The following is a 24,914-nucleotide window of genomic DNA, read 5'->3' on the forward strand; positions in this document are numbered from 1 at the left end:
CCCACCATTTACTCATCTTCGAGTATCGCATATAGAATAACTTAGACCCGGGTTGTTAGCTCAGTTGGGAGAGCATCGCCCTTACAAGGCGAGGGTCACTGGTTCAAGTCCAGTACAACCCACCATTCTACCGTGCTTCATGTGCACCACTCTATATGGGTTGTTAGCTCAGTTGGGAGAGCATCGCCCTTACAAGGCGAGGGTCACTGGTTCAAGTCCAGTACAACCCACCATATAGACACTCACCAGATATAAAACCCTCGATGCTCAGCATCGCACTCGCTTCCTATTCCAAGGCTAGAATCACCGGCTCAAACCCAGTACAACCCACCATATAGACACTCAGCAGATATAAAACCCTCGATGCTCGGCATCGCACTCAATCCCTATTCCAAGGCTAGAATCACTGGCTCAAACCCAGTACAACCCACCATATAGACACTCACCAGATATAAAATCCTCGATGCTCAGCATTGCACTCGTTCCCTATTCCAAAGCAAAAATCACTGGCTCAAAACCAGTACAACCCACCATATAGATACTCTTTAGATATAAGGCACAATAAACGCCTTGTAATATAAAGCCTTAGGTACTCAACATGCCATCTTCTTATTACCCAACGCCTGCACATTAACCATGACTGCACAGCTTTTACTCTCTTCACCAGCATTTTCTGGCTTTATTCGCGATTTACTTGTCAGCAGCTAGACTAGTTTATATAGTCGGTTTAAATAACATCTCCCTAGTAGCGGTATGGCCCAGCAAGTTTCCAGCTCAGCGCATATATTAATCATTGAAGAGCAGCCATTAGCACTTAGCTATATGAAGCAATCTTTAGAGCGTTTGGGCTACAGACGCTTACGCTTTGCTGAAAATGCCGTTGTCGCCAAAACATTATGTAAAGAAGACGCTTTCGACTTGATCATCTGTGCGTTTAACTTAAGCAAGCACCAAGATGGCTATCAATTATATGAAGAGCTCAAGGTAAATAAGCTGATCAAGGGCGCCACCGGCTTTATTTTTATTTCTGCAGAAACTTCGGGGGCATTAGTACACAGTGTGCTTGAGCTACACCCCGATGACTTTTTAGTAAAACCCTTCAATACCCTAGAACTGAAAAGCCGTATCGAGCGCGTAGTGAAACGCAAACGCGCGCTCAAGGATATTTTCCAGCTTATGGATGATGAGAATTACTCCAAAGCAGTAAAGATGATCGATACTAAACTTGCCAGCCAACAAGGTTATGCGGCTGTGCTACTGCGCCTTAAGGGAGATGCACTGCTACTGCAGCAGCAATATGAGCAGGCAAAAGCCTTCTTTAAATCTGTATTGGATATTCAAAAATTTACCTGGGCGCGCATTGGCTTAGTTGAAGCGCTTATTGGAAACAACGAGCATAACCTCGCCCACCGCATGCTCAAAACCCTGCTAGAGCGTACTGAAACCCGTCTTGTTGCTTATGACTTATTAGGGCAGTTAGAGATAAAATTGAATCAATTCGAGCAGGCTCAAGAGTACTTAAGTGCGGCTACCACTATGGCTCCGCGCAACCTAGAGCGTCAAGAGTCTCTCTCGCAGGTAGCGCAGATCAATCATGATTATGAACAAACTTACCTAGCTAAACGTGATATTGCTAAGTTTGCTCGCCACTCAGTACACGATAACCCTGAGGTCTACCTTAATGCCGCTCGAGCAGGTATTGATTATGCCCTGACAACCGATCAAAGCGAGCAAATATCCCGCGTTACCCGACAAACGACAAAATACCTTAATGACCTAAAAAAGCAGTTTCCTGACGCCCAGCAACAAACCCAGGTGGATGTTCTTAACGCGCGGCTTCATTATTTAAAAGATGAACACCACAAAGCCAAAATGCTTATCGAGCAGCTGGTCATTGATGACTCCCCTATTCGCTCTATTGATGGTGCCCTTGATCAAGCCAAGGCATACCATGAGCTAGGCTTTCACACGCAAGCCCAGGCATTGTTTAACAAGATTATCGATCATTGTGAGCGCTACCCTGAGAGACGCTCTGAGTTGCAACTAAAAAGCGTCATTCAACAGCAAAGTGAGCGCCGAGATTTACGCATGGGGCCGCGTGAGTTGAACAACCATGCGGTAGAGAAATTTAAACAGGGCAATTACTTATTGGCACTGGAAGCTTTTACTCAGGCTTTTCGGGTGATGCCGAAAAACCGCAGTATTGCCCTAAACTTATTGCAGTGCTTGTATGAAGGCAGCACCCGCCAAGGCATGACGTTTAACCAGCAACTTGCCAACAAGTGTGTAAGCTTACTGGAACAGGCAGATTTAGATGCGGAGATGGGCGAACGCTTTGAAAAGATAAAGCAGAAATATATTAACAAGCACTCACATATCGCTTAACCGCCGAGATTGTTGCTCGCACCTTGCTAGCTTTGCTATGCCAAGCGTGTATATTAAGTCACTACCCAACGACAATAAAAAACACGGACAACAATGAAGCCAATCAACACCCTTGCTCTTGCCATCACTTTAGCTTTAGTAGGCTGCTCTGAAGCCCCCCAAACCATCGCAAAAACAGAGCAACCAACTCAGCAACGCAATCAAGCGCCAACGGCTGAGCAAGTTCATAATGCCGTAGAGCAATACACCAAAACCTTTATCAGCCATCAAAGCGCCCTAGCCACGTCGCTTAAGCTACCAGAGCAAAGTTATGGTGACTATAACCGCCAGCTCCCTGATTATTCGGTGGCCGGTATGCAGCAACTGCAAAAAGATATGCGCCGCGCTGGCGAGCAATTAGCAGCACTGCAACACCCTGATCTGGCTGCGGATGAGTTATTGCACCTGCGCGTCAATGAGGTAATTGCTCGCTATTATGCTGGTGACGAGGACTTTGCAGCGGGCTATATCGATACCTGGGGCGGGCACCTACCTTACGTGGTCAACCAACTGTCCGGTCCGCTCATCGATTTACCCAACCTGCTAAAGGATCAGCATGAGGTCTCAGACATTGAAGATGCTGACAATTACCTTGCTCGTCTACGTGGTTTTGCCGAGGTTATTGCACAGGTCAGAGAAAAACTTAAAGCCGACGCCAAGCTTGGCGTCATATTACCGAAACCCTTGTTTGCAAACACATTGGGTTATTTAACTAATTTTACCGCTGTGCAACCCAGCGAGCACCCGCTTGTTGCCTCATTCGCCAACAAGCTAAGTGCTATCGACGGCCTTGATGAGCGCCAACGCCAGGATTACATAAACACTGCCGAGACACTCGTGCGCACAGAGATTTATCCTGGTTTTGCGGGTGTAAGCAAAGACATGGCGGCGCTTGAAGAGCACGCGCCCACTGATGTCGGTATTTGGGCGCAACCAAATGGCGATGCTTTCTATCAGCATGAAATCACTTACTTAGGGGACTCCACGCTCACTGCCGAGCAAATCCACCAGCTAGGCCTTGATGAGGTCGCGCGCATTACCGAACGTATGGATGAAATCCTTAAAGCCAACGGCTACAGTGAAGGCAGCGTTGGCAAGCGCATGCAGCAACTCAATAACGAACCTCGCTTTTTATATGAAGATAGCGATGCAGGGCGAGCCGAGCTACTCACCTTTTTACGCGGTGAGATAAGCAAAATTGTCGCCAAGGCGCCGCAGTATTTCTCCACCTTACCACCACAAAAAGTAGAGGTGCGTCGTATTCCTGTCGCTGTTGAGGCAGGCTCCGCCGGCGGCTACTATAACGGCCCATCGCTGGACGGTTCACGCCCTGGTGTATTTTTTATTAACCTCAAGGATATGAAAGCGGTTCCCAGCTTCGGCATGAAAACACTCACATACCATGAGGCCGTACCGGGACACCATTTCCAAATCGCATTGAATATGTTGCAACAAGATATTGGCCTGATGCGCCAAAATGCCTCCTTTAATGCCTATGTCGAGGGCTGGGCGCTTTACTCCGAGCTCGTCGCTTATGAGATGGGGATGTATCAGGGCGACCCGTTTGGTGACTTAGGACGATTACAGGCTGAAGTGTACCGCGCTGCACGTTTGGTGGTAGACACCGGCCTGCACTATAAAAAATGGACTCGCCAGCAAGCCATTGATTATTTTGCCGAGGCTACAGGCACCGCTATGAGTGATGTGGTCTCTGCCATTGACCGCTATATTGCGTGGCCAGGTCAGGCCTTGGGTTACAAACTAGGTATGATCAAACTGGTCGAGCTTCGTGACAAGGCACGTAAAGCACTAGGCGACAAGTTCGATATAAAAGCGTTTCACGATGTTATTCTCACTCCCGGGGCTCGCCCCATGGCGATTGTTGAGCAAGACATTGATGCTTGGATAGCCAGTCAACAATAACCTTTGCATGGGGCGAGCTACCTCGCCCCGTACTCCTTTAATCCTCGCCTTTATAAATGGCCACTGCGTTAATACAGTAGCGCAGGTGAGACGGTGGCGGGCCATCCGGGAACACATGCCCCAAATGCGCATCACACACGTTGCACACCGCTTCAATCCGCTGCATCCCATGGCTACTATCACTGATGTAGGCGATAGCGTTGGCTTGTGCCGGTTGCGTAAAAGAAGGCCAACCGCTGCCGCTGTCGAATTTCTCATCACCGGCGAATAAAACGTTATCGCAGCACACACAAAGGTAACGCCCTGGCTCAAAAAGAGTGCATGAATCGCTACTATATGGACGTTCAGTGCCTTTTTGGCGAGTCACATAAAACGCTTCGTCACTGAGTTGCTGCCGCCACTGTTCATCGCTTTTTTCCACACGATAAGGAGGCTCGGGGTTGCCTTTTTCACTCATACGCATGATGTCTTGCCAATTAAGCATAAACACTCCTTAAATTTGATAATGCCTTAAGATGATATAACAGCAAAGCTAACGCCACAGCGAGGCTGCTTTTAGGACCACTGCTTAGCCACATGAGCTATGTAATATCGACCTGTGTATCGGCCATAATAGCGCGCATGTATGCCAATAGCGCGTCACGCGTAGCGACTAAACTCAGCTCACACTCGCTATTGCTAGTGACAATGCACATACGATGGTCGTACACCCTAATGTGTCTGATATTATGTAAGGGAATACTCTGCCACGGGCCATGGAGATCATAAACCCCTGCTAGTGAGCACACTCTGAGTTGACCCTGCTGACGATGAATAAAATTGCTAATGGGGTTGCGCGTCCTGAACAGCGCCGTGAGACGATAAAGGCATGAGCTTAGCGCCACCAAGTAGCCCCCCCCGATGATCAGTGTTAACCAAGGCCAAGATAACGTCAAAACCATAATTAACACCACCACGGGTAGAGCCAATAAGGTGTATTTAGCAAGCATTACATCTACAGCTCGGGCGGCGTTGACGACCTTCATCTGGTTAGCGCTTATCTGTACCGTCTTTTTTGCTTTCCAGTTCATCCGGCCAGTCAGCGAAAAAGACTTTGAGGTAGCGACTACGCAATAAATACAGTATGACCCACGCAACCATGACTCCCTGTAGGGCTAAATGGAGGGAGAACTGATAATACTGCTGAGCGGCTTGGAGCATGATCCAAGTAAAATCCAATATCGCGCACACTAATAACGGCCAACGCATAAACCGCCATAAAGGTTTGAGTTTCAGGCTCGAGCTGGGTCGGCGCAATGAGTAAAGCACCGCAGGGACTAAGGCAATGGCACCAATCCCTAAGGCAATAAAGAAGTCACGTTTTTGTTGGTATACCAAGGCGACTAAATCAAGCTCGGGGCGTCGCGAAATCGCTGCAAACGCCCAAATTAGATAAGCCCGAAGCAGCACCAGTAGGGACAAAGTAAAGCCTATAGGGGTGCGATAAGCACCGTGTTTATCCCAATACTCGGGGCCATAGCGATTCACAGCTGCGACTTCCTATCGGCTAACACTCCCACCAATATAAACGCCACCAGTACCGTCAGTGGCAGATAAGTGCTGCCAAAGAGCATCAATAATTTAGCGATCAGAGGACTTACCCACAGCGTAAGCGCTCCCAAGCCGAATGCACTCACCAGCACAAACACTAAGGTGCGCAGCATAAAGTGCTTCGCAGCAACTACTTTTTTCACCGCCTTGATCACATCAGCGGCATACAGGCCGATAATGCACACCACAAACACCAAGGCAATATCACCAAGATAAGGCGATAGCCATTGTCCCAGTTGATAAAGGCCTGATTTCAGCCAGTTACTGAAGTCACTCATATTAACCGCCATGCTCGCTTAGCAATTCGAGCAGCGCCTCTTCTGAGAGCACATCCACTCCCAATTCTTGCGCTTTGGTTAGCTTCGAGCCCGCTTTTTCCCCAGCCACTAAGGCATGAGTTTTAGCCGAGACGCTGCCCGCAACCTTCGCCCCTAATGCTTGTAATCTCGCTTTGGCGTCATTGCGACTTAGCTGGCTTAAGGTACCGGTGATCACATAGGTTAGACCATTGAGTGGTTGCTCGTTATCGGCTTTCACTTCAATAGCCGGCCAGTGCAGCCCTTGCTTTAGTAATTCCTCAACCACTTGCTGATTTAACGTCTCACTAAAGAAACTCACTATGTGTTTAGCCACCACTTCACCGACATCGCTGACCTCTTGTAAGCTTTCGACGTCGGCCTGCATTAGCGCGTCGAGGGTGCGATAGTGCATGGCCAAGTTTTGTGCGGTGGCCTCTCCCACTTCACGGATCCCCAGCGCGTAAATAAACTTAGCCAAGGTAGTTTCTTTCGCCGCTTCAAGGGCACTGACTAGGTTGGCTGCAGATTTAGGCCCCATACGCTCAAGGCTCTCAAAATGACCCTGACGCAGTTGAAAAAGCTCTGCTGGCGTGTGGATTAATTCGCGCTCCACCAACTGCTCTACAATTTTATCGCCGAGGCCATCGATATCCATGGCTTTGCGTGAGGCAAAGTGTTTAATGGCCTCTTTACGCTGCGCAGCACATACCAAACCACCGCTGCATCGCGCCACAGCCTCGCCCTCTATACGCTCAACGTGGGAATCACAGACTGGGCACTGCTGCGGAAAGACAATCTCCTTGGCATCTGCGGGGCGGCGCTCAAGCACCACTTGAGTTATTTGAGGGATCACATCACCAGCTCGGCGCACCACCACGGTATCACCAACTTTTACGCCTAAGCGGGCTATTTCATCACCATTGTGCAGTGTGGCGTTGGATACTGTCACCCCCCCTACGTACACCGGGTGTAAGCGGGCTACGGGGGTAATTGCCCCAGTACGGCCCACTTGGAATTCCACATCCAGTAACTGGGTGATCTCTTCTTGCGCCGGAAATTTATAGGCAATAGCCCAGCGCGGCGCTCGGGCGACAAAGCCTAAACGTTGCTGATGAGCCTTATTATTCACTTTAATTACCACCCCATCAATTTCATATTTAAGCTCGCCTCGGCGGGTTAAAATGTCTTGATAGTAAGCAATCGCCTGCTCTGTGCCGTTGACAAGCTTGGTCTCCGGACACAGCGGCAATCCCCAGTCTTTTAATTGGTGCAGCTGCTCATAATGGCCGTCGGCCAAATCGGCCCCGGTAATTTGCCCCATCGAGTAGGCATAAAACATCAATGGCCGCTTAGCGGTAATTTTAGAGTCTAACTGACGCAGGCTTCCCGCTGCGGCATTGCGTGGATTGGCAAACACTTTGCCCTCGTTTTTTGTCGCCTCTTCGTTAAGGCGCGCAAAACCCGCTAAATCCATAAACACTTCGCCGCGCACTTCTAACTCTTGTGGGTAATCACCCCGCAGCTTTAGGGGAATATTACGAATGGTTTTAACGTTCTCGGTAATATTTTCACCAACTTGGCCGTCGCCGCGCGTTGCAGCTTGCACTAATACGCCGTCGCGGTACAAAATCGACACTGCTAAACCGTCTAGCTTGGGCTCACAGCAAAACGCCAGTGCTTGCGTGTCTGCCAAGCGGTCTTGAATACGTTTATTAAAGGCGTTGAATTCGCTCTCATCAAAGGCATTATCCAAGGATAACATCGGCACTTGGTGGGTGACTTGAGCAAACTTGCTCAGTGCTGTGCCGCCGACCTTTTGGCTGGGAGAGTCTGGGCTAAGCAAATGTGGGTGTTCGTTTTCGAGCGCCTGTAACTCGCGCAGCAAACGATCATATTCGGCATCAGGAATGCTGGGGTTATCCAATACGTAGTAGTTGTAATTGTGCTCTTCTATCTCAAGGCGCAATTGTGCAATGCGTTGCTCTGGCGTGCTACTCATAAGTTCCTCATAAAAAAGCCACCGCATCAAGTGGGTGGCTGCTACTACTTACAGAATGTGATATTAAGCGTATTCACGTACTTTTTCGACGTATTCACGCACGGTGCTAACGCTCAGTGGCTGGCGGTTATGATCTAATAACTCAGCGCCAAACTCATCTGCCACTTTCTTCGCCGCGCTGTGCAACATATTAAAGGTGGCCATGGCTTCGCCATCGTTAGGCAAAGTCATAAATAAGCTCACGCCTGCAGTGCTGAACTGCTCCATATTGTCGACGTCAAAAGTGCCTGGGTTGTACATGTTAACCATACGGAACAACACCGGGCCCTGACCGCTGGCTTGCTCGTGACGGTGGAAAAAGCCATCGTCGGAATATTTAAACCCTAAGGTCAGCACTAAGGGTAATAACTTAGCTCCTTGCATTTGCAGCCCTTCAGGCATATGCACGTGAATGATCACAAAATCTTCTGCTGGCTGCTCGCTGTCACTATTCGCTTCAGTTTCTTCATGCGCCGCTGCGGGCTCGTCATCAATGTTAATTTCGCCAATGCTTGGTTCATCGTCGATAGCACCAAAGCTGGGCTCGTCATGCTGCACTGATGCTGGCTCAGGTTCAGAACGACTCACCGTCTCTTGCGTGTTGTGCGGTTCATGGGGCTCTGCCTTTGGCTGTGGTTTAGCTTTAGCTGGTTTGTTCTCGACTGCTTGAGAGCGTTTGCGTACTGACCACAAGCCATGAACTAGCAAACCACCAATGACCACTGCACTGATTAAAATTAATACCCATCTGAGATTTTCGGCCATCCCCTCACCTTTATTCTGTGTTTGTTTAACTTAACTGGCTTGAGCCATTTCCACTGCTTGCTCAATATCCACCGCAACCATACGCGACACACCAGGCTCAGCCATGGTCACGCCGGTTAAACGCCCTGCCATCTCCATGGCTATTTTGTTATGACTTATATAAATAAACTGCACTGTTTGCGACATTTCCTCGACCAAACGACAAAAACGACCGACATTGGCATCATCCAGAGGTGCATCCACCTCATCAAGCATACAAAACGGGGCTGGATTGAGCCTGAATATTGAAAACACCAATGATAATGCGGTCAGCGCTTTTTCTCCACCACTTAGCAAATGGATCGTTGAATTTTTCTTGCCTGGCGGACGAGCCATGATAGCGACCCCGCTTTCCAGCAAATCATCGCTGGTTAATTCCAAATAGGCTGAGCCGCCGCCAAAGACCTTAGGGAACAACTCTTTGAGATCATCATTAATCTGATCAAAGGTACTTTTAAATTGCGCTTTGGTCTGGCGGTCAATTTTAGCAATCGCCGACTCTAAAATCTCCAAGGCATCGGTTAAATCTTGTAGCTGCTCATCAAGGTAAGCTTTGCGCTGCTTGGCACTGGCAAACTCATCAATCGCCGCCAGGTTAACAGCGCCAAGCGTGTCTAACTGCTTATCAATTTGCGTGAGTTGTGCTTGCCAGCGACCCACTGCGGCATCGTCATCAAGGCTTTCGAGCACCTCTTTGAGCGTGACTTTGAGCTCTTCTAATGGTGCTAGCGCCTGCTGCGCTCTCAGTGTCAGGGTTTGCTCCGCCAATAGCGCCTGCTGAATCTGCTCTTGCAATTGCTCACGCTGCTGCTCACCTTGGGCTAAGCGTGACTTATTTTGCTCATAGTTTTGCTGTACTGAATCAAGCTGATGGCGCAAATCAACCTGCTGCTCGCTCAGGCGCTCTTTTTCCTGCAACAAGGTTTCAATTTGCTCGGCCATTTGCTCAAGCGGCTGCTCCAGCACTTGCTGCTGCGCCTGAGCCTGCTCCACCGTTAACGCCAAGCGGCTTAACTCATTGTCGATGTGTGCCAGCTTATTCTCACTGAGGGACAACTCACTTTGCTGACGCTCTGCGCTAAGACGCATATCTGCGACTCGAGCTTGATGCTCCCGCAACTGCTGCTCGCATTGGCGCAGGTGCTGTTGACCCTGCTCGTACTGACCCTGCAATTGCTCATTGTGCTGCTGCGCTTGTTCCAACAGTTCCTGTGCCTGCTGGAACTGCTCATCAGTAAGTGCATACTTATCTTGAAGCTCACGGTCTCGGGTCATCAACGCTTGTTGTTTTTCACTGAGGCGTTGTTGTTGCTGTTGCCATTGTTGTTGCTGCTCGCGCAATAATTCTAAACGGGTTTGCATGCTGGCATGGCTACGTGAAAGCTCATGCACTTGCTTCTTACTATTGTCCAGTTGCTGCGTATACTGCCCTCGCTCCTCATGCAGCTGTTGTAGATATTGCTCACTTTGTTGTTGCTCTCGCTGTGCACTCTCAAGCTGGCTATCAAGTTGCGCCAGTTGCTGACGCTTAGCTAAGATGCCTTGTTGTGCTTGCTCGTTTTCGAGCGCCCAATGACGACCGTGCAAAGTACCTTGACTGTCAACCACCGCAAACCAATAGTCATCTGCCAACAGCGTAATATCACCATTTTCGACATAGGCGATACGGTCAAGCAGGTCGGGGTACTCGCCTTGCTGGATAAACGCACTGACAGCCTCGGCTTTAACCTGGTGCTCGGTGGGCTGTAGCCAACTCCCCTGGCGCTGCTCAGTTAACTGCAAATGCTGTAACTGCATCAGTGCCGCCTCAATTATCGCTTCATAACCGCTTTGCACCTCGAGCTGAAACAATAGACTTTGCTGCTCTTGGTGCTGTGCGAGCAACTCCGCCATCGCTTGTTGTTTGGCACTCAGTTGACGCGCTTGATCTTGGTGTTGTTGATATTCGTTTTTGCCCTGTTGATAGGCCTGTTGCGCCGCAGTTAATTGCTTTTCGACACGCTGCTGCTCACTTTTGGCACTGGCTAACTGGGTGGTCAAGGTTTTGACCTCAGCTTCACTATCTTGCAGCTGTTGATTAATAGGTTGCTCGTGGTGCGCCTTGAGTTGCTCTTGCACCTCTTGCAGTTGCTCAGTGTTACTTCGTTGCTCCGCGCTCAGTGCGTGCAACTCATTCTGGCTTTGTTGGACTTGCTGCTGGTTTTGGTACAGCTGCTCACGCTGTTGATGTTGCTGGTTTTGCAGTTGCTCAAATTGTTCTTGCGCGACAAGGTGCTGCTCAGTTAACTGCTCTGCTTGTGCTTGCAATAATTCCAACTGTTCACGCACCTGCGCTAACTCTCGCTGCTTTTGCGCCACCGCGTCTTTTTGCTGGCGCTTATCAACCACCAGCGCTTGGTGCTTTTCATCACTTTGCTGCAATGTTGCATGCAACTGCTGCAGCTGCTGTTTGCTATGAATATGTTGCTGCTCGACTCGCGCCAACTGATTATCAATTTGGAACTGCTGTTGCTGTGCAGCGGCTAAAGCGTGCTGGGTATCATCAACTTGCTGTTGATAGGCGCTGAGTACATCTTGCTCACCACTGTGTGCTTCTTTAATAAAGGTGAGCTGCTCTTTTAACTGCGCGAGTTGTTGCGATTTTTCCAGTTGCTGGGCATGCAGTTTTTGCCATTTCAACACCGCCAGTTCACTTTTTAGCTGTCGTTGCCGGGCTTTGAGTTCACGGTATTGCTGGGCTTGCTGCGCCTGAGTATCAAGTTTATCGAGTTGAGCTTGCAGTTCACTACGCACATCAAGCAAGCGCTCAAGGTTTTCGCGGGTGCTGCGAATGCGGGTCTGTGTCTCTCTGCGGCGCTCTTTGTATTTCGATACGCCAGCGGCTTCTTCGATAAACACTCGCAGCTCATGAGGTTTACTTTCGATAAGCCGGGAAATCATCCCTTGCTCGATAATGGCGTAACTACGCGGGCCCAAGCCGGTGCCGAGAAAAATGTCGGTGATATCTCGCTTACGACATTTACTGCCGTTGAGGTAATACAGGGATTGACCATCGCGGGTGACAACACGCTTAATGGCTACTTGGTTACGTGATGCCATAGTGCCAGGCAAACGCCCTTGCGTGTTATCAAAAATGAGTTCAACGGCGGCTTGGGAGACCGGCTTTCGGGTGGCTGCACCATTAAAAATAACGTCGCTCATCGCGTCGCCACGTAAATTCTTTGCCGAGCTTTCTCCTAACACCCAACGCACGGCATCAATCACATTCGATTTGCCACAGCCGTTAGGGCCGACGACACAGGTCATGGCGTCGGGAAAAGGTATTTTTGTTGCCTCGACGAAGGACTTAAACCCCGCCAGCTTAATGCTGCTTAAGCGCATTGATGCCCCAGTTATTATGACTTTATGTTTGGTGGCTGCGGCCTAACCGCTACAACGCTTTATATTATCTAAAATTATGCCACTGGCAATAGCCACATTCAGCGACTCTGCTCCGCCGTACCCGTTAATGGTAATGCGTTCTGTGATAGCTTGACCTACCGCCTCACTGATACCATGAGACTCACTGCCCATAACGAGCACCCCTTGCTGAGCAAATTCGACATGGTGCACGTTAGTGCCACCTAGAAATGCACCGTAAACAGGTTTATCAAGCTGTTGCAGGTACTCAGGTAAAGCAACTGTGGCGCACGACACACGCGTGAATGAACCCATAGTCGCACTGATCACCTTGGGGTTGTATGGGTCGGCACAATTCGATGAAAGTAAAATCTGCGAAAAGCCATACCAATCCGCTAAACGGATCAGGGTGCCTAAGTTGCCAGGGTCGCTAACACCATCAAGGGCCAATTGCCAAGGTGTTTCCTTAATAGTTACATCGCGCATAGGTGCAACAGCAATAACCTCGTTATTGGTCACCAGCGTACTGACTTTCGAGAGGCTTCCCTCATCGCTTTGGTGAATATGGCGGGCATCGAGACGAGAGCCCAGCAGTTGGCGATGCTGCGCTAAAAAGCTTTCGCTGGCAAAGACACTGTCAATATCATGGTCGCTTTGCAATAGCTCAAGGACGTTTTTCGCCCCTTGTACTAAAAACATATAATGTTGACGGCGATATTTCTTTTGCCCTAACTGGCGCAAATATTTTTGTTGGTTTTTGGACAGCATACAGTGCCTTCGTCATTCCCCTAGACAATAGTCGCGATTATACACATGCGGGAGCATAAAGCGGAGCCCTGATCAAAGGTTGCATTGCACAGGTTGCAATATTTTAAGCTTAACGCTAAATTAACGCTCTTAAATTTACTTAGGACTTATGGACGTTTAAATGGACTTAGATACTACCCCCACCCCATCCGCGCGCTCGCAAGAGTTTGAAGCCTACTCTCGGCGCGTAGAATTTTCCGGCTCCGGGAAAGAGTTTTTCTCAATTTGGATCGTTAACATCGTGCTCACGTTGTTGACGCTAGGCATATATTCCGCTTGGGCCAAAGTGCGCACTTATCGCTATTTTTATGGTCACACCCAACTTGATGGCCACCGTTTTGATTACCTTGCATCGCCTATACAAATTTTAAAAGGCCGCATTCTCGCCTTTATTTTATTTGTTATTTATATATTTTGTACTCAATTTGTGCCTATTCTCGGTGTTTTAGCGGTGTTCGGATTGCTATTTTTAATGCCGTGGATGGTCAATCAGGGCATGCGTTTTAATATGCGCATGAGTCGCTATCGCAATGTACGCTTTGCGTTTAAAGGTAACTATGGCGATGCATTTTTGAATTTTATCGTGTTGCCTATCGTAAGTGTATTTACGCTTTATTTGTTGCTGCCTTACGTACTCAAGCGCATTGATAAATACCTACATAGCGAAATTAGCTATGCCGATAAACCTATCACTGTGAACACCAAAGGCGGTGAGTATTACTTGGCTGTGATTTTGGCCTATGTTGCCTGTGCCATTGTCGGTGTAATAGTGATGACTATCGCTGGCGTATTTGGTTTGAGTTTACAAACCATGATGCTGGACCCTGAAGGGTTTGAACAATCGCTCACCACCATTAGCGCAGTGGCATTAATCATCTTATTCGTTGTTGGCTATACCGCTATTTTTGCCGTTTACATGGGTGTGTATCAAACTCATGTTCGTAACCACTTGCTCAATAGCAGTGAGATCGAAGGTATCGCCAGTTTTAAATCCGATTTACGCATAGTAGATTACACCTTACTGACTCTCACCAATGCCCTGGCCGTGTTATGTACTCTCGGTTTAGCCATCCCGTGGGCAAAAGTACGCACTGCAAAAATGCTATGCCGGGCCACTGAGATCACCTTCTTATGCGATCCGCAAACACTGACTGACGCGCAAGGTGAGCAAAACTCATCATTTGCTGAAGAAGCAGCTGATTTCTTTGATGTTGACCTTTCATTAGGATAAGCCATGCAAGTAACGGGCGTTTATTACTTGCATAAGCAAAGCCAAAGTGTGCACGCCACGCTTTGGCTTTGTGATGCTGGTGTGCAACTGCTCAGTGATGATGAGCTCATCGCGCAGTTTGATGATTATCAGCAAGGGCAACAAATAACAGGCTTACCGGTGGAATTGACCTTTGCCGATGGCAGTCGCTTTGTGCCCCACGACGCTCAGCATCGCTGGCCGAGTGAGTCGCGCTGGGACAAAGCATTGGAAGCTATTGAGCGCCATAAGTTGGCCCTTTGCGCCTGTGTTTTGGGCGCTGCCTTACTGTGCTGGGTCTTATTTTTCAAAATAATTCCCAGCACCGCTGCAACGGTGGCTCGCGCCCTGCCTGAACCCATTGTCCATGCTGCCTCAGAACAAAGTTTCGAAGCGGTTAAATACCTTTACCTTGAACCCAGCGAACTGAGTGACGCCCGTAAACAACATATTCGCACTCTGTGGCATAATCATATAAACAAAATAGAGAACCCGCCTTCGCATTTACAATTGCACTTTTTTAGCGCCCCGGAAATTGGAGCCAATGCCTTTGCTCTGCCCGATGGGCAAGTCGTGTTAACTGATGAGTTGGCCGACGCATTAAAAGGGAACGACACCGCACTGCTGGCGGTGCTGTTGCATGAAATTGGTCATGTCGAGTATCAGCACGGCCTCACCTTAGCGGCGCAATCAGCGGGTGCCTCGGTATCGTTGGCGCTATTATTTGGCGACTTGCAAGGGTTTGCTGAGATTATCATGGGCACCGGCTCGACGTTGCTACAACAGCAATTTTCCCGCGATATGGAGCGCCAAGCCGATGATTACGCATTACGCGAACTTAAACGCTTAGGCTATTCATCGAAAGCCTTTGCTGAGGCCATGGAAGCGCTCGCACAGGCTCATGAGTTGGACCCTCAGCAAGATTCGCAGTGGGAGTACTTATCTTCTCACCCTGCTATTTCTGAACGTATTGAACGGGCTCAACAAGCCCAAGAATAAAAGGAACCCTTATGGCGTATGATTTTGGTTCAAAAGGCTTAGGCATAACCAACCCCTTTAAAGCGGAAGGGTTAATTCGCTCCATCGGCGGCCTATGTATCGCCCTATTAGGCCTATATAGCCTCTTTAAAGTAACCACCCTCACCGAGCACAACTTGGTTGCGGCGTGGATCTACGCCGGCTTTGGCCTTGTGCTGTTGATTATGGGGTTACAGCGCTGTGGCAGTGGTTTATTCCAGTTGTTTAAGTTTTTTGTTGGTCGTTCTGTGCCTAGCTCCTTGGCGCTAAACCTCACTAAAAGTGAGCAAGAAAACGCAGAGTTGGAGCGCCGAAAGGGATCGTTAGCCTACAACGCAAAAACTCTAGAGTCGATGCTGATGGGCCGCAAAAACACCACGTTTAGCGAACCCAAAGGTTGGGTTGGCCGCTTGGTGCATTCGATTATGCCAAAGCTGGTGTTTTTACCTTATCCAATGCGTAATGTCGCACAAGAAATTGTCGCAGTGTTGTTGCAGACGGTGCTCGCGCTTATTGCCTTCGCATTGACGTATTTTGTGTCTTCTTCTGGGCTTGCCGGGAAAGCGGGCCATATTATTATTCCTATTTTTTCAGCGCTTATTTTAGTCTACCTACTGCTATGTTGGCGCAGTGCAGCCAAGGCCGTCAGTCTTAAACGCGTTAAACAGCTCAAAGATGTGGGGGCTGCATCATTGGCAAAAGTCATCGCTTTTTCGGTGATTTTCCCGGTGGTCATCGGTCTTATTTATCATCATGTATTTGCTCCCTCAGCCCATGAGTTGCAGCAATGGCAAAGTGTGACCGAGCAAGTCGTTAGCTTTTCTGCCTGGCCTAGCCTTATCACCTTATTGGCACTGGGTGCCATAGCCAGTATCGCGCTGTTTTACTTGTTGACGACGAGAGCGCAGCAAAGCAACGCGCAAACGGAAGTAAGTGAGTACCGCGCCAATTTACAAGAGTCGGTGCACCCCAATGAGATTTTTATCAACATTGAAAATATCGTGCTGGCCAATCGACGCTATCGAGAGATCCCCAACCGCACCTACATTGACTTTGATCCCACGTTGAATGAGCAGTCGCAGGGCAAAGGCGATTTTCGTGGTGAGCTGTTAATCGAAACTCAGCCTGAGTTCACGCCAACTCCAGCGCCGCAAGGGTTCAAAGCGACGCGCTTATTTAGCACCATAGCGGCGCAACTTTGCGTGGTCATCGGCGCCTGCTTGTTGTTTGCTTTGGCCGCAAAAGTTCAAGGCCTGTACGACTTTCTAGCCCAGTCATGGGACAACGTAGACAGCTTTGTGCGCAGTGCCGAACGAGGCGATGGTGCAGCAATGCAGCAGTGGCTTGGGCAGTTATCAGCATTGGTCGTGACGTTACTCAGTGGTTTTTTCTTCTGGCAAATATTCAGCACCATCGGACGTATGCTGGAGAACTTTAGCCATGTATTTTGGGCCGAGTTGCGCTTTAGTTCGTTGCTGCTGTATATGAAAACGGAAGGCACCTTTACCGAGTCTAAGATCTCCACCGGTATGTCCATTCACGATTCCACTCGCAGTGAAAATGTCATTGTTAAATCATCAATCACGCCGTGGATTGTTAGCTCGCGCATCCACACTAGCACCTTTGCCAGTAGTGGCAGCGATAATGTGGAAATGCCGCGCTATGTGATGACCATGGAGAAAAACGAGCAAGAGCTCAATACCATCGTTGATGAAATAGATGGCTTCTTAAAAGGCCGTGAGACCATCGCTGGTTTTTCCAATACAGCCGACCTCCAGCACGCAGAAAATATACTCAAGGTGAACCAAGCCTCGCGCGCCGAAGATGGTACGCCCAAGCTGAGCGATGATAAAGCGGGCGGCTTTCGTGAACGCCAAGACACCCAGCAATTAGAAGAAAATAAATAATGGCTATGGCCCAACTCAAGTTGGGCCTTTTTGCAACAAAGCATGAATAGAGTCTGTTATTTGTTTACGCCTTAGTTATACTGCGGAACCATCAAGATCCAAATAGTAGAGGTATGCCATGCAGTTAGGTCGTGGTTTCGAATACTTTTTTAGTGGCTTTACGCTGATCACCCAAAAAGGCCTAAAGCGCTTCGTTCTTATCCCGCTGTTGATCAACTTAGTGATTTTCGGCACGTCTTTATTCTTTATCTATGGCTGGCTCACTGATGCGTTTGCCTGGCTCAATGCACAGTTGCCAGAGTGGCTGACTTGGCTGGAATTTATTTTATGGCCATTGGCTATATTGGTGCTGCTTTTTAGCTACTCTATGGTGTTCACGGTGATCACTAACTTTATTGCAGCGCCGTTCAACGGCATTCTCTCGGAAAAAGTGGAGATGCACTTAACCGGGCAGCGCATTAACGATGATGGCTTGCTCGATACCATGCGCGATGTGCCACGTATGCTTGGGCGAGAGTGGACTAAGCTATGCTACTACTTACCTCGCGCCCTTGGCTTTTTCATCCTCATGTGGTTTTTACCGGTGATCGGACAGATCATTTGGGCCCTGTTCACCTGTTGGATGTTTGCGGTGCAATATAAAGACTATGCGTTTGATAATCACAAGGTCAGCTTCAAGGATATGAAACGCGACCTAAAAGCTCACCAAGGCTTGTCTTACGGCTTTGGTGCCGGAGTGATGATATGTGCTGCGGTGCCTATTTTGAATATGATCATCATGCCTGTGGCGGTCTGTGGTGCCACGAAATTATGGGTAGAAAATTATCGCAGCCAGTACCGCAGCTTGTGATAAAACCGAAGTTCACTGCTGTATTTGTTGTTGCGGCAATAGCCTTTGCCGCATTCTTGGGCTGGATTATTTATTTGGCCAATAGCGGCCAAAACAGCCTTTTCTTCCAATGGGTCGCAGCGATACCTTACGGCGACAAACTTGGCCACTTTGTGCTTTTTGCGACTTTTACACTGTTAGCTACGCTTGCGCTCGGCGCGAGAGCAATGCCGCTTTACGGTAAAGTGAAGGTGTATTGGGGCGCTCTTTTGGTGTGTGCATTTGCGCTGATTGAAGAGATAAGCCAAGCGTTTATTGCCACGCGTACATTTGATTTAGTCGATTTAAGCGCCGATTTACTCGGTATTATTGCCGCTAGTATGGTGCTGGCATGGGTATTGAAGCGACAGGCACAACCAACCGAGAGATAAAGATTAAAGCCGGGTTATTGCCCGGCTTTTGTTGACTAGCTATAGACGTTTTGCGGTACGCGCAGCACCTGTACATGCACCGTCACCTCTTCGCGGTCATGGTATAAGTGCTTAGCCTGTAAGTTAAACTTCACTCCATACTCGCGCAACTCTTGATCAATGCGCTGCATATTTTCATATACACAGTCAAAGCGTTTCTTCATTGGCAGTTTCAAATTAAAGATGAGCTCTTTGGCGAAGCCATTCACCGCCCAATCAATCATAAGCTCGGTAACACGGCTGGGTTTTTCTACCATGTCACATACTAACCAATCGATGTTGCGACGCTCTGGGCGGAACTTAAAGCCATCCTCGCGGTAATGCTTCACTTGTCCGCTTTCCATTAACGCTTGGTCCATAGGGCCATTATCAATGGCTTGCACAAACATTCCTCGGCGCACTAGTTGATAGGTCCAGCCGCCTGGACAGGCACCTAAATCGACCGCTTTCATTCCGGAGCGCACCCTGTCTTCTTGTTCGTCTTCTGGGACGAACACCATAAAGGCCTCGTCTAGTTTCAACGTTGAACGGCTCGGTGCATCTTTCGGATAACGTAAACGGGGGATCCCCATATACAGTGCTGAATTATTAAAACTAAACGAATAGCCCACATAAGCTGTGTCACTGGCGATAAATAACACGTGTAATACCGGTCGGTTTTTCACTTGCTGGCGCAGTAAGGTTTCTTGTTTCTCTAACCCTTTCGCCAGTGGCGTGCTAATTTTTTTACAAAACTTAGAGAGCTCTTTGCCGTCGTTGGTGTCACAGGTTTCCACGCGCAGTTCGCCACATAATGGAAACTCCTTGGCCGCTTCACATAAGCTGGTAACACGGTCATCGATAGGCATACGCGCTATTTGCTTGCCGACAAACCATTGCCGAGCAAACACCATATCTTTAAATGGAATTTTCTTAAGCAGGTATTCCGCTTCATCATGGCTGTAGCAGTGATACACCACCAATGCCGAGTTTGGCTTGGCTTTTACATAGCCGCCGACGCCATGTTGACTGGCATGGTGGGTGATTTCTGCGGCGGCATCATTTTCGAAACCAGCGCGACAATAAATAACAATACAGGACATGGTGGTGACTTATTTCATTTGTAACAGTTTAATGATCATGGCGGCCCAAGCGATAATAAAGCACAGGCCCCCGATCGGAGTAATCGGCCCAAACCACTTGATACTTGTTAGGGCTAAGGCATACAAGCTGCCACTAAAGAGCACAATGCCGGCGATCATAAAGTAGCCGCTAATGGTAAGGTTGACACCAAACTTGGCCAATATGCCGAGCAAAATCAACCCTAGGGCATGATACATTTGGTATTCAACACCCGTTTGGAAAACGCCAATCGCGTACTCCGATAAGCGACTTTTTAAGCCATGGGCAGCAAAGGCGCCAAGTATAACACTGAGCCCCGCGAAAAGCGCTCCACTAATAAGAAATAACTGACTCATAACTGCTCCTTGATAAAGCTCACTGCGAGCTCCGCTGCCTTTTGCCATTGCTGTCGTTGGGTAAAGCCACTTTTTTTGCGCGGCACCAAAGAATGATCGCCATCTTCTAACCAATGGAGCTGAGCGGGACGTGTATCGACAAGCTCGAGCAACTCTGATTGCTTGCCAAAAGTATCGCGCTCTCCTTGCAGCACACAAAAAGGTACTTTGATATCGGCAAAATGAGCGACGCGCAGTTTGTCTTTTTTTCCTGGCGGGTGGAACGGATACCCGAAGGCAATCACGCCTTGGACATCACTTGGGTGCTCAGCAACCAACATACTAGCCATGCGCCCGCCCATGGATTTGCCGCCAATAAACAGCGGCAAACCTGAGCGACGCTGCTCAAGGTGTTCGTTAAAGCTGGCTAACAGCTTATCGGCTTTTTCCGGTGGTCGGCGTTTGTTCTCTTGCTTAGCACGCTGCATGTAGGGAAAATCGAATAACCCCACGCTCACACCCAAAGCGGCCATGTTCGCTGCCATTTGCTGCATAAAGTCACTGTCACTGCCCGCCCCTGCACCGTGGGCAAAAATAAACTGGGCAATCGGTGATTGCGCTTCAATCCACTGCATTAAAGCTGCTCCTGTTCTTTTTCCACTAACCCTAACATCCACTCTTTAAATGAGACGATTTTACCGAGCTCCGATTGCGACTCGCGAAAAACTAGGTAGTAAGCGTTTTTACTTTCTAAGGTATGATTAAACGGCACAATTAATCGCCCCGCATCAATTTCTGGTTTCGCCAGCACCAAGTTGCCAAGCGCCACACCTTGACCGTGGGCGGCAGCCTGCATCGCCATCGACGAGTGCGAGAATATCGGCCCTTGGTTAACTTGAACATTGCGTACTCCAGCGGTTTTCATCCATAACTTCCATGGTCGGCGCGTGGTATCGTGCAACAGCGTGTGGTACTGCAAATCTTGTGGCTTGTTCAGCGGCTTAGGGCCGTTCAATAGCATAGGGCTACACAAAGGTACCAAGTATTCGGTGTGCAACTTATGAGTTTCCACGCCACTCCAATGACCGCGACCATAATAGATAGCAATATCAACATCATCTTGAAGTGAATTGTCGTCCTGGTCTTGCGCTTTAATACGCACATCGATCTCTGGGTGTAACTCGTTAAACAAACTTAACCGAGGCACCAACCACTGAATCGCAAAGCTTGGAGTCAGGCTCACCGTTAACGACCCTTTGGCACCACGCGCTAACAGTTTTTCTGTAGCATCCACTAATTGTGCAAAAATCTCTTTAATATCGAGAAAGTAACCTTGCCCCTCTTCAGTTAATAGCAAGGAGCGATTTTTTCGCAAAAATAATTTCAACCCTAAATGCTCTTCTAGGGTTTTGATCTGGTGGCTTACGGCTGCTTGAGTTACATACAGCTCTTCTGCTGCTTTGGTAAAGCTTAAGTGCCTTGCCGCTGCTTCAAAAGCCTTTAAAGAATTTAGAGGGGGGAGTCGCCGAGCCATAACTAACGATTAGTTTTTTTTATGTGGGTAAAGTATAACATTAGATTAGGTGCAGACAATAAACTTGATAAAAGACAGATTAAGAACACGGCCCAAAATCACTGCTCGGTAAAGCAACAGAACGTCTCCCTCTAGACTAATGAGTAAAAACGTCATAATCTGTTTTTATGAAATTTCTATATTTGCTACTAAGTGTTGCTTTTCCAGCTTTTGCCAATGACTACGATGTGACTTGGTTACGCATTAATGCGCCGCCATTTTCCATGCCTGCCAGCAGCTCTGATTCGGGCATTTGCGATGATCTCGTTGATGAGATTATCGCCCGGACTCTGGATTTAAAACATGACTCCATTCATTTGCCGCAAATGCGCTTAAAGGGGTATTTTGAACAAGGCAAAAACGTATGTGCGCCCTGCCTAATCAAACGCGACAATCATCCTTTAGTAACATTCTCCACGCGCACCAGCGTCTATCCGCCCATGGGTATCGTCACCACAGCACAGAAGCAGCGCTCTATAACCGAAAAACATGGCAGCCCCGTGCGCCTTTACTCGCTCTTAAACGATAAAGGTTTACGCTATGGACAAGGTGCCGGACGGAAATACAGCCCGTGGATTGAGCAAATCAAATCGCGAGTACAAAATAATCAAGCGGTGACGCTTAATTACCGTGGTGCCGATCAGGCCTCGGTGTTAGGCGACATGTTAGTCAACGAACGCATCGACTTCGGCATCGACTACCCTTTTATCGCCACTTACTACAACCGTCATCATGACGCTCAGCTTGTCACTTTACCCATAGCTAATAACCAAGAAGATATCGTGTTTGGCGCCATCGGCTGTGCCAAGCGCGCTGATAATGACTTTGCTACGACCTTTATCAACCGCATTAACCCTATTATCCGCGACCATATTTTACCCAGTGAGTCGTACCGACAACACCAAAGTAATTGGTTAAATGAATACTTCGATGATTTTTCCCAAGTATATGAAAAACACTTATTAACAAAAAAGCCAGCGCAACACGCTGGCTCTGAAAAACGCGATACAAACTAGGACATTAACCTAAATCGCTGGCACTGGTATCAAGCGCCGGGAAGCTCTTTACCAAATCATCAATGGCTTTCATTTGTCTCAGGTACCCTTCCAGTTTCGCCAATGGCAGTGCACATGGGCCATCACATTTAGCTTCGTTAGGATTTGGGTGAGCTTCAATGAATAGTCCAGCAAGGCCAAGAGCCATACCACTGCGCGCCAATTCAGCCGCCTGAGCACGGCGACCGTCGGCACTGTCACTGCGTCCACCCGGGCGTTGTAGCGCATGAGTGGCATCAAAAATAACCGGTGCCATGGCTTTCATATCATCCATGCCGAGCATATCAACCACTAAGTTGTTATAGCCGAAACTAGTTCCTCGCTCACACAAAGCCACTTGCTCGTTACCCGCTTCGGCAAACTTATTGATGATATGACGCATCTCATGAGGGGCTAAAAACTGTGGCTTTTTGACGTTTACAACGTTACCTGTTTTCGCCATGGCCGTTACCAAATCCGTCTGCCGTGCTAAAAATGCCGGGAGCTGAATAACATCCACGACCTCAGCAACAGGGGCTGCCTGATAGGGTTCATGCACATCGGTAATCAATGGAATATCAAAAGTACGCTTAATCTCTTCAAAAATCTTCAGCCCTTCTTCCATACCCGGACCACGGTATGAGGAAATAGACGACCGATTTGCTTTGTCAAAAGAGGCCTTAAATACATAAGGAATATTGAGTTTATTCGTGACCTCCACATAGTGCTCTGCGATACGCATCGCCAAATCGCGAGATTCGAGTACGTTCATACCACCAAACAGCACAAAGGGGTTTTTGTTTGCCAACTCAATGGCACCGATAGTTAACTTTTCAATCGTCATTGTCATTTCCTTAAGGGGCGACTGATTGCATAATCAAGCCACAAATATAAGCCATGTAAGTACCCACACCGTAACCTAACACCGCCAGCAGTACGCCCACCGGAGCCAAGGAGGGGTGAAAGGCTGATGCCACCACCGGCGCTGATGCGGCGCCACCGACATTGGCTTGCGAACCCACCGCCATGTAGAACAACGGCGCTTTGATCAGTTTAGCGACAATCAGCATCAAGCTGGCATGGGTAAGCATCCAAATAGCACCCACTACGAAATACAGCGGGCTATCTAAAATAGCGGTAATGTTCATGTGTAAGCCGATGGATGCGACCAAAATATAGAGGAAGCTTGAGGCCACCTTTGACGCTCCAAAAGCCTCAATATGGCGTACCCGAGTAAAGGACAAGCTAATACCTATGGTAGTCGAAATAACGATGAGCCAGAAAAACTTACTATTTAGGCTGTATTCCTGAGCCCATGCAAATTGGTCAAAGTACGGGGCTAACAGATCACCGCAAAAATGAGCAAAACCGGTAATACCAAACGCGATAGCGATAATGGTCATGTAGTCATTCAGTGTGGGCATACGCGCATGCTCTGCATGGTAGGCTTCGACCCGCTTTTTCAAATCCTCAATGGCAGTGGTGTCGGCACCCGTTTTCGCATCTATGGCTTTGTGATTGCCGGCCATTAGCAACAGTACCGCCATCCATAGATTGGCAACAATCACATCGACAGTCACCATTGCCGAGAAAATATCGCCGCCAACCTCGAACATCTCTTTCATTGATGCTTGGTTAGCTCCGCCACCAATCCAGCTGCCGGCAATTGTCGTCATTCCCCGCCACACGGCATCAGGGCCATGACCGCCAACCGCTTCAGGGTAGATGGCACTCATCACTAAAATAGCTAAAGGCCCGCCAATCACAATGCCCACGGTGCCGGTTAAAAACATAATCAGCGCCTTAGGGCCGAGATTAATAATCGCTCTTAAATCTATGCTAATGGTCAATAATATTAAACATGCAGGTAGCAAAAACCGCGAAGCAACGTAGTAAACATTGGAACTGTGGCCGTCAACGATGCCAAAAGTATTAAGCAACGACGGTAAAAAGTAGCACAGTAAAAGCGCGGGAACATACTTATAAAACTTTTGCCAGAAACGATGCTGGCTATGTGCCGTTTTAAATATAACGCCGAGGATCACGGCGAGCATACCCATCACCACCGCATCGTTGGTGATCAGTGCCTCATGAGGTTGAGCCATAAAAAATCCT

At 48.5% G+C, this 24,914-nt stretch carries 22 protein-coding genes and 2 tRNA genes; 10 read left to right on the forward strand and 14 right to left on the reverse strand.

Going from position 1 to position 24,914, the window contains the following annotated elements; translation table 11 throughout:
- Positions 1–49 precede the first annotated feature (49 nt).
- From MHM95_RS18530 to MHM95_RS18545, 4 genes are all read left to right on the forward strand, one after another.
- Positions 50–125: transfer RNA gene (locus tag MHM95_RS18530), tRNA-Val, on the forward strand.
- 32 nt (positions 126–157) lie between these two features.
- Positions 158–233 (forward strand) — tRNA-Val (locus MHM95_RS18535).
- Between the two features lie 520 nt (positions 234–753).
- Entirely contained in the window at positions 754–2,385 is a 1,632-nt protein-coding gene (locus tag MHM95_RS18540; RefSeq protein WP_239385992.1) for a response regulator, read from the forward strand.
- A 93-nt stretch (positions 2,386–2,478) separates the two neighbouring features.
- Entirely contained in the window at positions 2,479–4,347 is a 1,869-nt protein-coding gene (locus MHM95_RS18545; RefSeq protein WP_239385993.1) for a DUF885 domain-containing protein, read from the forward strand.
- Positions 4,348–4,384: 37 nt separating this feature from the next.
- On the opposite strand, the gene msrB is transcribed toward MHM95_RS18545, so the two are convergent.
- The 8 genes from msrB to MHM95_RS18585 form a co-directional block, all read right to left on the reverse strand.
- Positions 4,385–4,831: a peptide-methionine (R)-S-oxide reductase MsrB gene (msrB, locus tag MHM95_RS18550; protein ID WP_053911887.1), complete on the reverse strand. Its 447-nt coding sequence runs from the start codon at positions 4,829–4,831 to the stop codon at positions 4,385–4,387.
- 97 nt (positions 4,832–4,928) lie between these two features.
- Entirely contained in the window at positions 4,929–5,417 is a 489-nt protein-coding gene (locus MHM95_RS18555; RefSeq protein ID WP_138508923.1) for a hypothetical protein, read from the reverse strand.
- Positions 5,377–5,874: a DUF2919 domain-containing protein gene (locus MHM95_RS18560; RefSeq protein WP_239385994.1), complete on the reverse strand. Its 498-nt coding sequence runs from the start codon at positions 5,872–5,874 to the stop codon at positions 5,377–5,379. The genes MHM95_RS18555 and MHM95_RS18560 overlap by 41 nt, the downstream gene beginning before the upstream one ends.
- Positions 5,871–6,215, reverse strand: coding sequence for a DUF3392 family protein (locus MHM95_RS18565; protein ID WP_239385995.1), 345 nt, complete (start codon positions 6,213–6,215; stop codon positions 5,871–5,873). The genes MHM95_RS18560 and MHM95_RS18565 overlap by 4 nt, the downstream gene beginning before the upstream one ends.
- A gap of 1 nt (position 6,216) precedes the next feature.
- Positions 6,217–8,235, reverse strand: coding sequence for an NAD-dependent DNA ligase LigA (gene ligA, locus MHM95_RS18570; RefSeq protein WP_239385996.1), 2,019 nt, complete (start codon positions 8,233–8,235; stop codon positions 6,217–6,219).
- Positions 8,236–8,298: 63 nt separating this feature from the next.
- The gene (gene zipA / locus MHM95_RS18575) at positions 8,299–9,039 is read right to left on the reverse strand and encodes a cell division protein ZipA (RefSeq protein WP_239385997.1); all 741 of its coding nucleotides are present in this window, start codon (positions 9,037–9,039) and stop codon (positions 8,299–8,301) included.
- A gap of 30 nt (positions 9,040–9,069) precedes the next feature.
- Positions 9,070–12,459: an AAA family ATPase gene (locus tag MHM95_RS18580; RefSeq protein ID WP_239385998.1), complete on the reverse strand. Its 3,390-nt coding sequence runs from the start codon at positions 12,457–12,459 to the stop codon at positions 9,070–9,072.
- A gap of 42 nt (positions 12,460–12,501) precedes the next feature.
- Positions 12,502–13,245 carry an RNA methyltransferase gene (locus MHM95_RS18585; RefSeq protein WP_239385999.1) on the reverse strand — a complete coding sequence of 248 codons (744 nt, stop codon included), beginning with the start codon at positions 13,243–13,245 and terminating at the stop codon, positions 12,502–12,504.
- 160 nt (positions 13,246–13,405) lie between these two features.
- On the opposite strand from MHM95_RS18585, the gene MHM95_RS18590 reads away from it, so the two are divergent.
- From MHM95_RS18590 to MHM95_RS18610, 5 genes are all read left to right on the forward strand, one after another.
- Positions 13,406–14,515 carry a YjgN family protein gene (locus MHM95_RS18590; RefSeq protein WP_239386000.1) on the forward strand — a complete coding sequence of 370 codons (1,110 nt, stop codon included), beginning with the start codon at positions 13,406–13,408 and terminating at the stop codon, positions 14,513–14,515.
- Between the two features lie 3 nt (positions 14,516–14,518).
- A complete protein-coding gene (locus tag MHM95_RS18595) occupies positions 14,519–15,532 on the forward strand; it encodes a M48 family metallopeptidase (protein ID WP_239386001.1) in 1,014 nt (337 codons plus the stop codon).
- Positions 15,533–15,543: 11 nt separating this feature from the next.
- Positions 15,544–17,457 carry a hypothetical protein gene (locus MHM95_RS18600; RefSeq protein ID WP_239386002.1) on the forward strand — a complete coding sequence of 638 codons (1,914 nt, stop codon included), beginning with the start codon at positions 15,544–15,546 and terminating at the stop codon, positions 17,455–17,457.
- 118 nt (positions 17,458–17,575) lie between these two features.
- Positions 17,576–18,307 (forward strand): sulfate transporter CysZ, encoded by a 732-nt coding sequence (cysZ, locus tag MHM95_RS18605; protein WP_053911878.1) that lies wholly within the window; start codon positions 17,576–17,578, stop codon positions 18,305–18,307.
- Positions 18,268–18,717, forward strand: a complete 450-nt coding sequence (locus tag MHM95_RS18610; protein ID WP_239386003.1) for a VanZ family protein — start codon at positions 18,268–18,270, stop codon at positions 18,715–18,717. Before cysZ ends, MHM95_RS18610 begins: the two co-directional genes overlap by 40 nt.
- A 35-nt stretch (positions 18,718–18,752) precedes the next feature.
- Here the strand turns inward: MHM95_RS18610 and rlmM are convergent, their stop codons facing one another.
- From rlmM to MHM95_RS18630, 4 genes are read right to left on the reverse strand one after another with little or no spacing between them, the layout of a single operon-like run.
- Positions 18,753–19,838, reverse strand: a complete 1,086-nt coding sequence (gene rlmM / locus MHM95_RS18615; RefSeq protein WP_239386004.1) for a 23S rRNA (cytidine(2498)-2'-O)-methyltransferase RlmM — start codon at positions 19,836–19,838, stop codon at positions 18,753–18,755.
- 9 nt (positions 19,839–19,847) lie between these two features.
- The gene (locus MHM95_RS18620) at positions 19,848–20,213 is read right to left on the reverse strand and encodes a DUF423 domain-containing protein (protein ID WP_022944699.1); all 366 of its coding nucleotides are present in this window, start codon (positions 20,211–20,213) and stop codon (positions 19,848–19,850) included.
- On the reverse strand, positions 20,210–20,827 hold the full coding sequence (locus MHM95_RS18625; protein WP_239386005.1) for an alpha/beta fold hydrolase: 618 nt from the start codon (positions 20,825–20,827) through the stop codon (positions 20,210–20,212). The genes MHM95_RS18620 and MHM95_RS18625 overlap by 4 nt, the downstream gene beginning before the upstream one ends.
- Complete coding sequence (locus tag MHM95_RS18630; protein WP_239386006.1) at positions 20,827–21,726, reverse strand: transcriptional regulator GcvA; 900 nt, start codon at positions 21,724–21,726, stop codon at positions 20,827–20,829. The genes MHM95_RS18625 and MHM95_RS18630 overlap by 1 nt, the downstream gene beginning before the upstream one ends.
- Positions 21,727–21,893: 167 nt before the next feature.
- On the opposite strand from MHM95_RS18630, the gene MHM95_RS18635 reads away from it, so the two are divergent.
- Entirely contained in the window at positions 21,894–22,781 is an 888-nt protein-coding gene (locus tag MHM95_RS18635; RefSeq protein ID WP_239386007.1) for a hypothetical protein, read from the forward strand.
- 4 nt (positions 22,782–22,785) lie between these two features.
- On the opposite strand, the gene kdsA is transcribed toward MHM95_RS18635, so the two are convergent.
- Positions 22,786–23,643, reverse strand: coding sequence for a 3-deoxy-8-phosphooctulonate synthase (gene kdsA / locus MHM95_RS18640; RefSeq protein ID WP_239386008.1), 858 nt, complete (start codon positions 23,641–23,643; stop codon positions 22,786–22,788).
- Between the two features lie 10 nt (positions 23,644–23,653).
- Complete coding sequence (locus MHM95_RS18645; protein WP_022944694.1) at positions 23,654–24,904, reverse strand: DUF819 family protein; 1,251 nt, start codon at positions 24,902–24,904, stop codon at positions 23,654–23,656.
- Between the last annotated feature and the right edge of the window lie 10 nt (positions 24,905–24,914).

The sequence above is a fragment of the Pseudoalteromonas sp. CnMc7-15 genome (assembly GCF_022347925.1).
GTDB classification, from domain to species: domain Bacteria; phylum Pseudomonadota; class Gammaproteobacteria; order Enterobacterales; family Alteromonadaceae; genus Pseudoalteromonas; species Pseudoalteromonas ruthenica.

Coding starts and splice junctions, on each gene's coding strand:
- MHM95_RS18620 (WP_022944699.1), bottom strand. CDS start 20,213: ATGAGTCAGTTATTTCTTATTAGTGGAGCGCTTTTCGCGGGGCTCAGT.
- rlmM (WP_239386004.1), bottom strand. CDS start 19,838: ATGTCCTGTATTGTTATTTATTGTCGCGCTGGTTTCGAAAATGATGCC.
- msrB (WP_053911887.1), bottom strand. CDS start 4,831: ATGCTTAATTGGCAAGACATCATGCGTATGAGTGAAAAAGGCAACCCC.
- MHM95_RS18585 (WP_239385999.1), bottom strand. CDS start 13,245: ATGCTGTCCAAAAACCAACAAAAATATTTGCGCCAGTTAGGGCAAAAG.
- MHM95_RS18555 (WP_138508923.1), bottom strand. CDS start 5,417: ATGAACTGGAAAGCAAAAAAGACGGTACAGATAAGCGCTAACCAGATG.
- ligA (WP_239385996.1), bottom strand. CDS start 8,235: ATGAGTAGCACGCCAGAGCAACGCATTGCACAATTGCGCCTTGAGATA.
- MHM95_RS18635 (WP_239386007.1), top strand. CDS start 21,894: ATGAAATTTCTATATTTGCTACTAAGTGTTGCTTTTCCAGCTTTTGCC.
- MHM95_RS18595 (WP_239386001.1), top strand. CDS start 14,519: ATGCAAGTAACGGGCGTTTATTACTTGCATAAGCAAAGCCAAAGTGTG.
- cysZ (WP_053911878.1), top strand. CDS start 17,576: ATGCAGTTAGGTCGTGGTTTCGAATACTTTTTTAGTGGCTTTACGCTG.
- MHM95_RS18645 (WP_022944694.1), bottom strand. CDS start 24,904: ATGGCTCAACCTCATGAGGCACTGATCACCAACGATGCGGTGGTGATG.
- MHM95_RS18590 (WP_239386000.1), top strand. CDS start 13,406: ATGGACTTAGATACTACCCCCACCCCATCCGCGCGCTCGCAAGAGTTT.
- MHM95_RS18630 (WP_239386006.1), bottom strand. CDS start 21,726: ATGGCTCGGCGACTCCCCCCTCTAAATTCTTTAAAGGCTTTTGAAGCA.
- zipA (WP_239385997.1), bottom strand. CDS start 9,039: ATGGCCGAAAATCTCAGATGGGTATTAATTTTAATCAGTGCAGTGGTC.
- MHM95_RS18625 (WP_239386005.1), bottom strand. CDS start 20,827: ATGCAGTGGATTGAAGCGCAATCACCGATTGCCCAGTTTATTTTTGCC.
- MHM95_RS18600 (WP_239386002.1), top strand. CDS start 15,544: ATGGCGTATGATTTTGGTTCAAAAGGCTTAGGCATAACCAACCCCTTT.
- MHM95_RS18580 (WP_239385998.1), bottom strand. CDS start 12,459: ATGCGCTTAAGCAGCATTAAGCTGGCGGGGTTTAAGTCCTTCGTCGAG.
- MHM95_RS18545 (WP_239385993.1), top strand. CDS start 2,479: ATGAAGCCAATCAACACCCTTGCTCTTGCCATCACTTTAGCTTTAGTA.
- kdsA (WP_239386008.1), bottom strand. CDS start 23,643: ATGACGATTGAAAAGTTAACTATCGGTGCCATTGAGTTGGCAAACAAA.
- MHM95_RS18610 (WP_239386003.1), top strand. CDS start 18,268: ATGGGTAGAAAATTATCGCAGCCAGTACCGCAGCTTGTGATAAAACCG.
- MHM95_RS18540 (WP_239385992.1), top strand. CDS start 754: ATGGCCCAGCAAGTTTCCAGCTCAGCGCATATATTAATCATTGAAGAG.
- MHM95_RS18565 (WP_239385995.1), bottom strand. CDS start 6,215: ATGAGTGACTTCAGTAACTGGCTGAAATCAGGCCTTTATCAACTGGGA.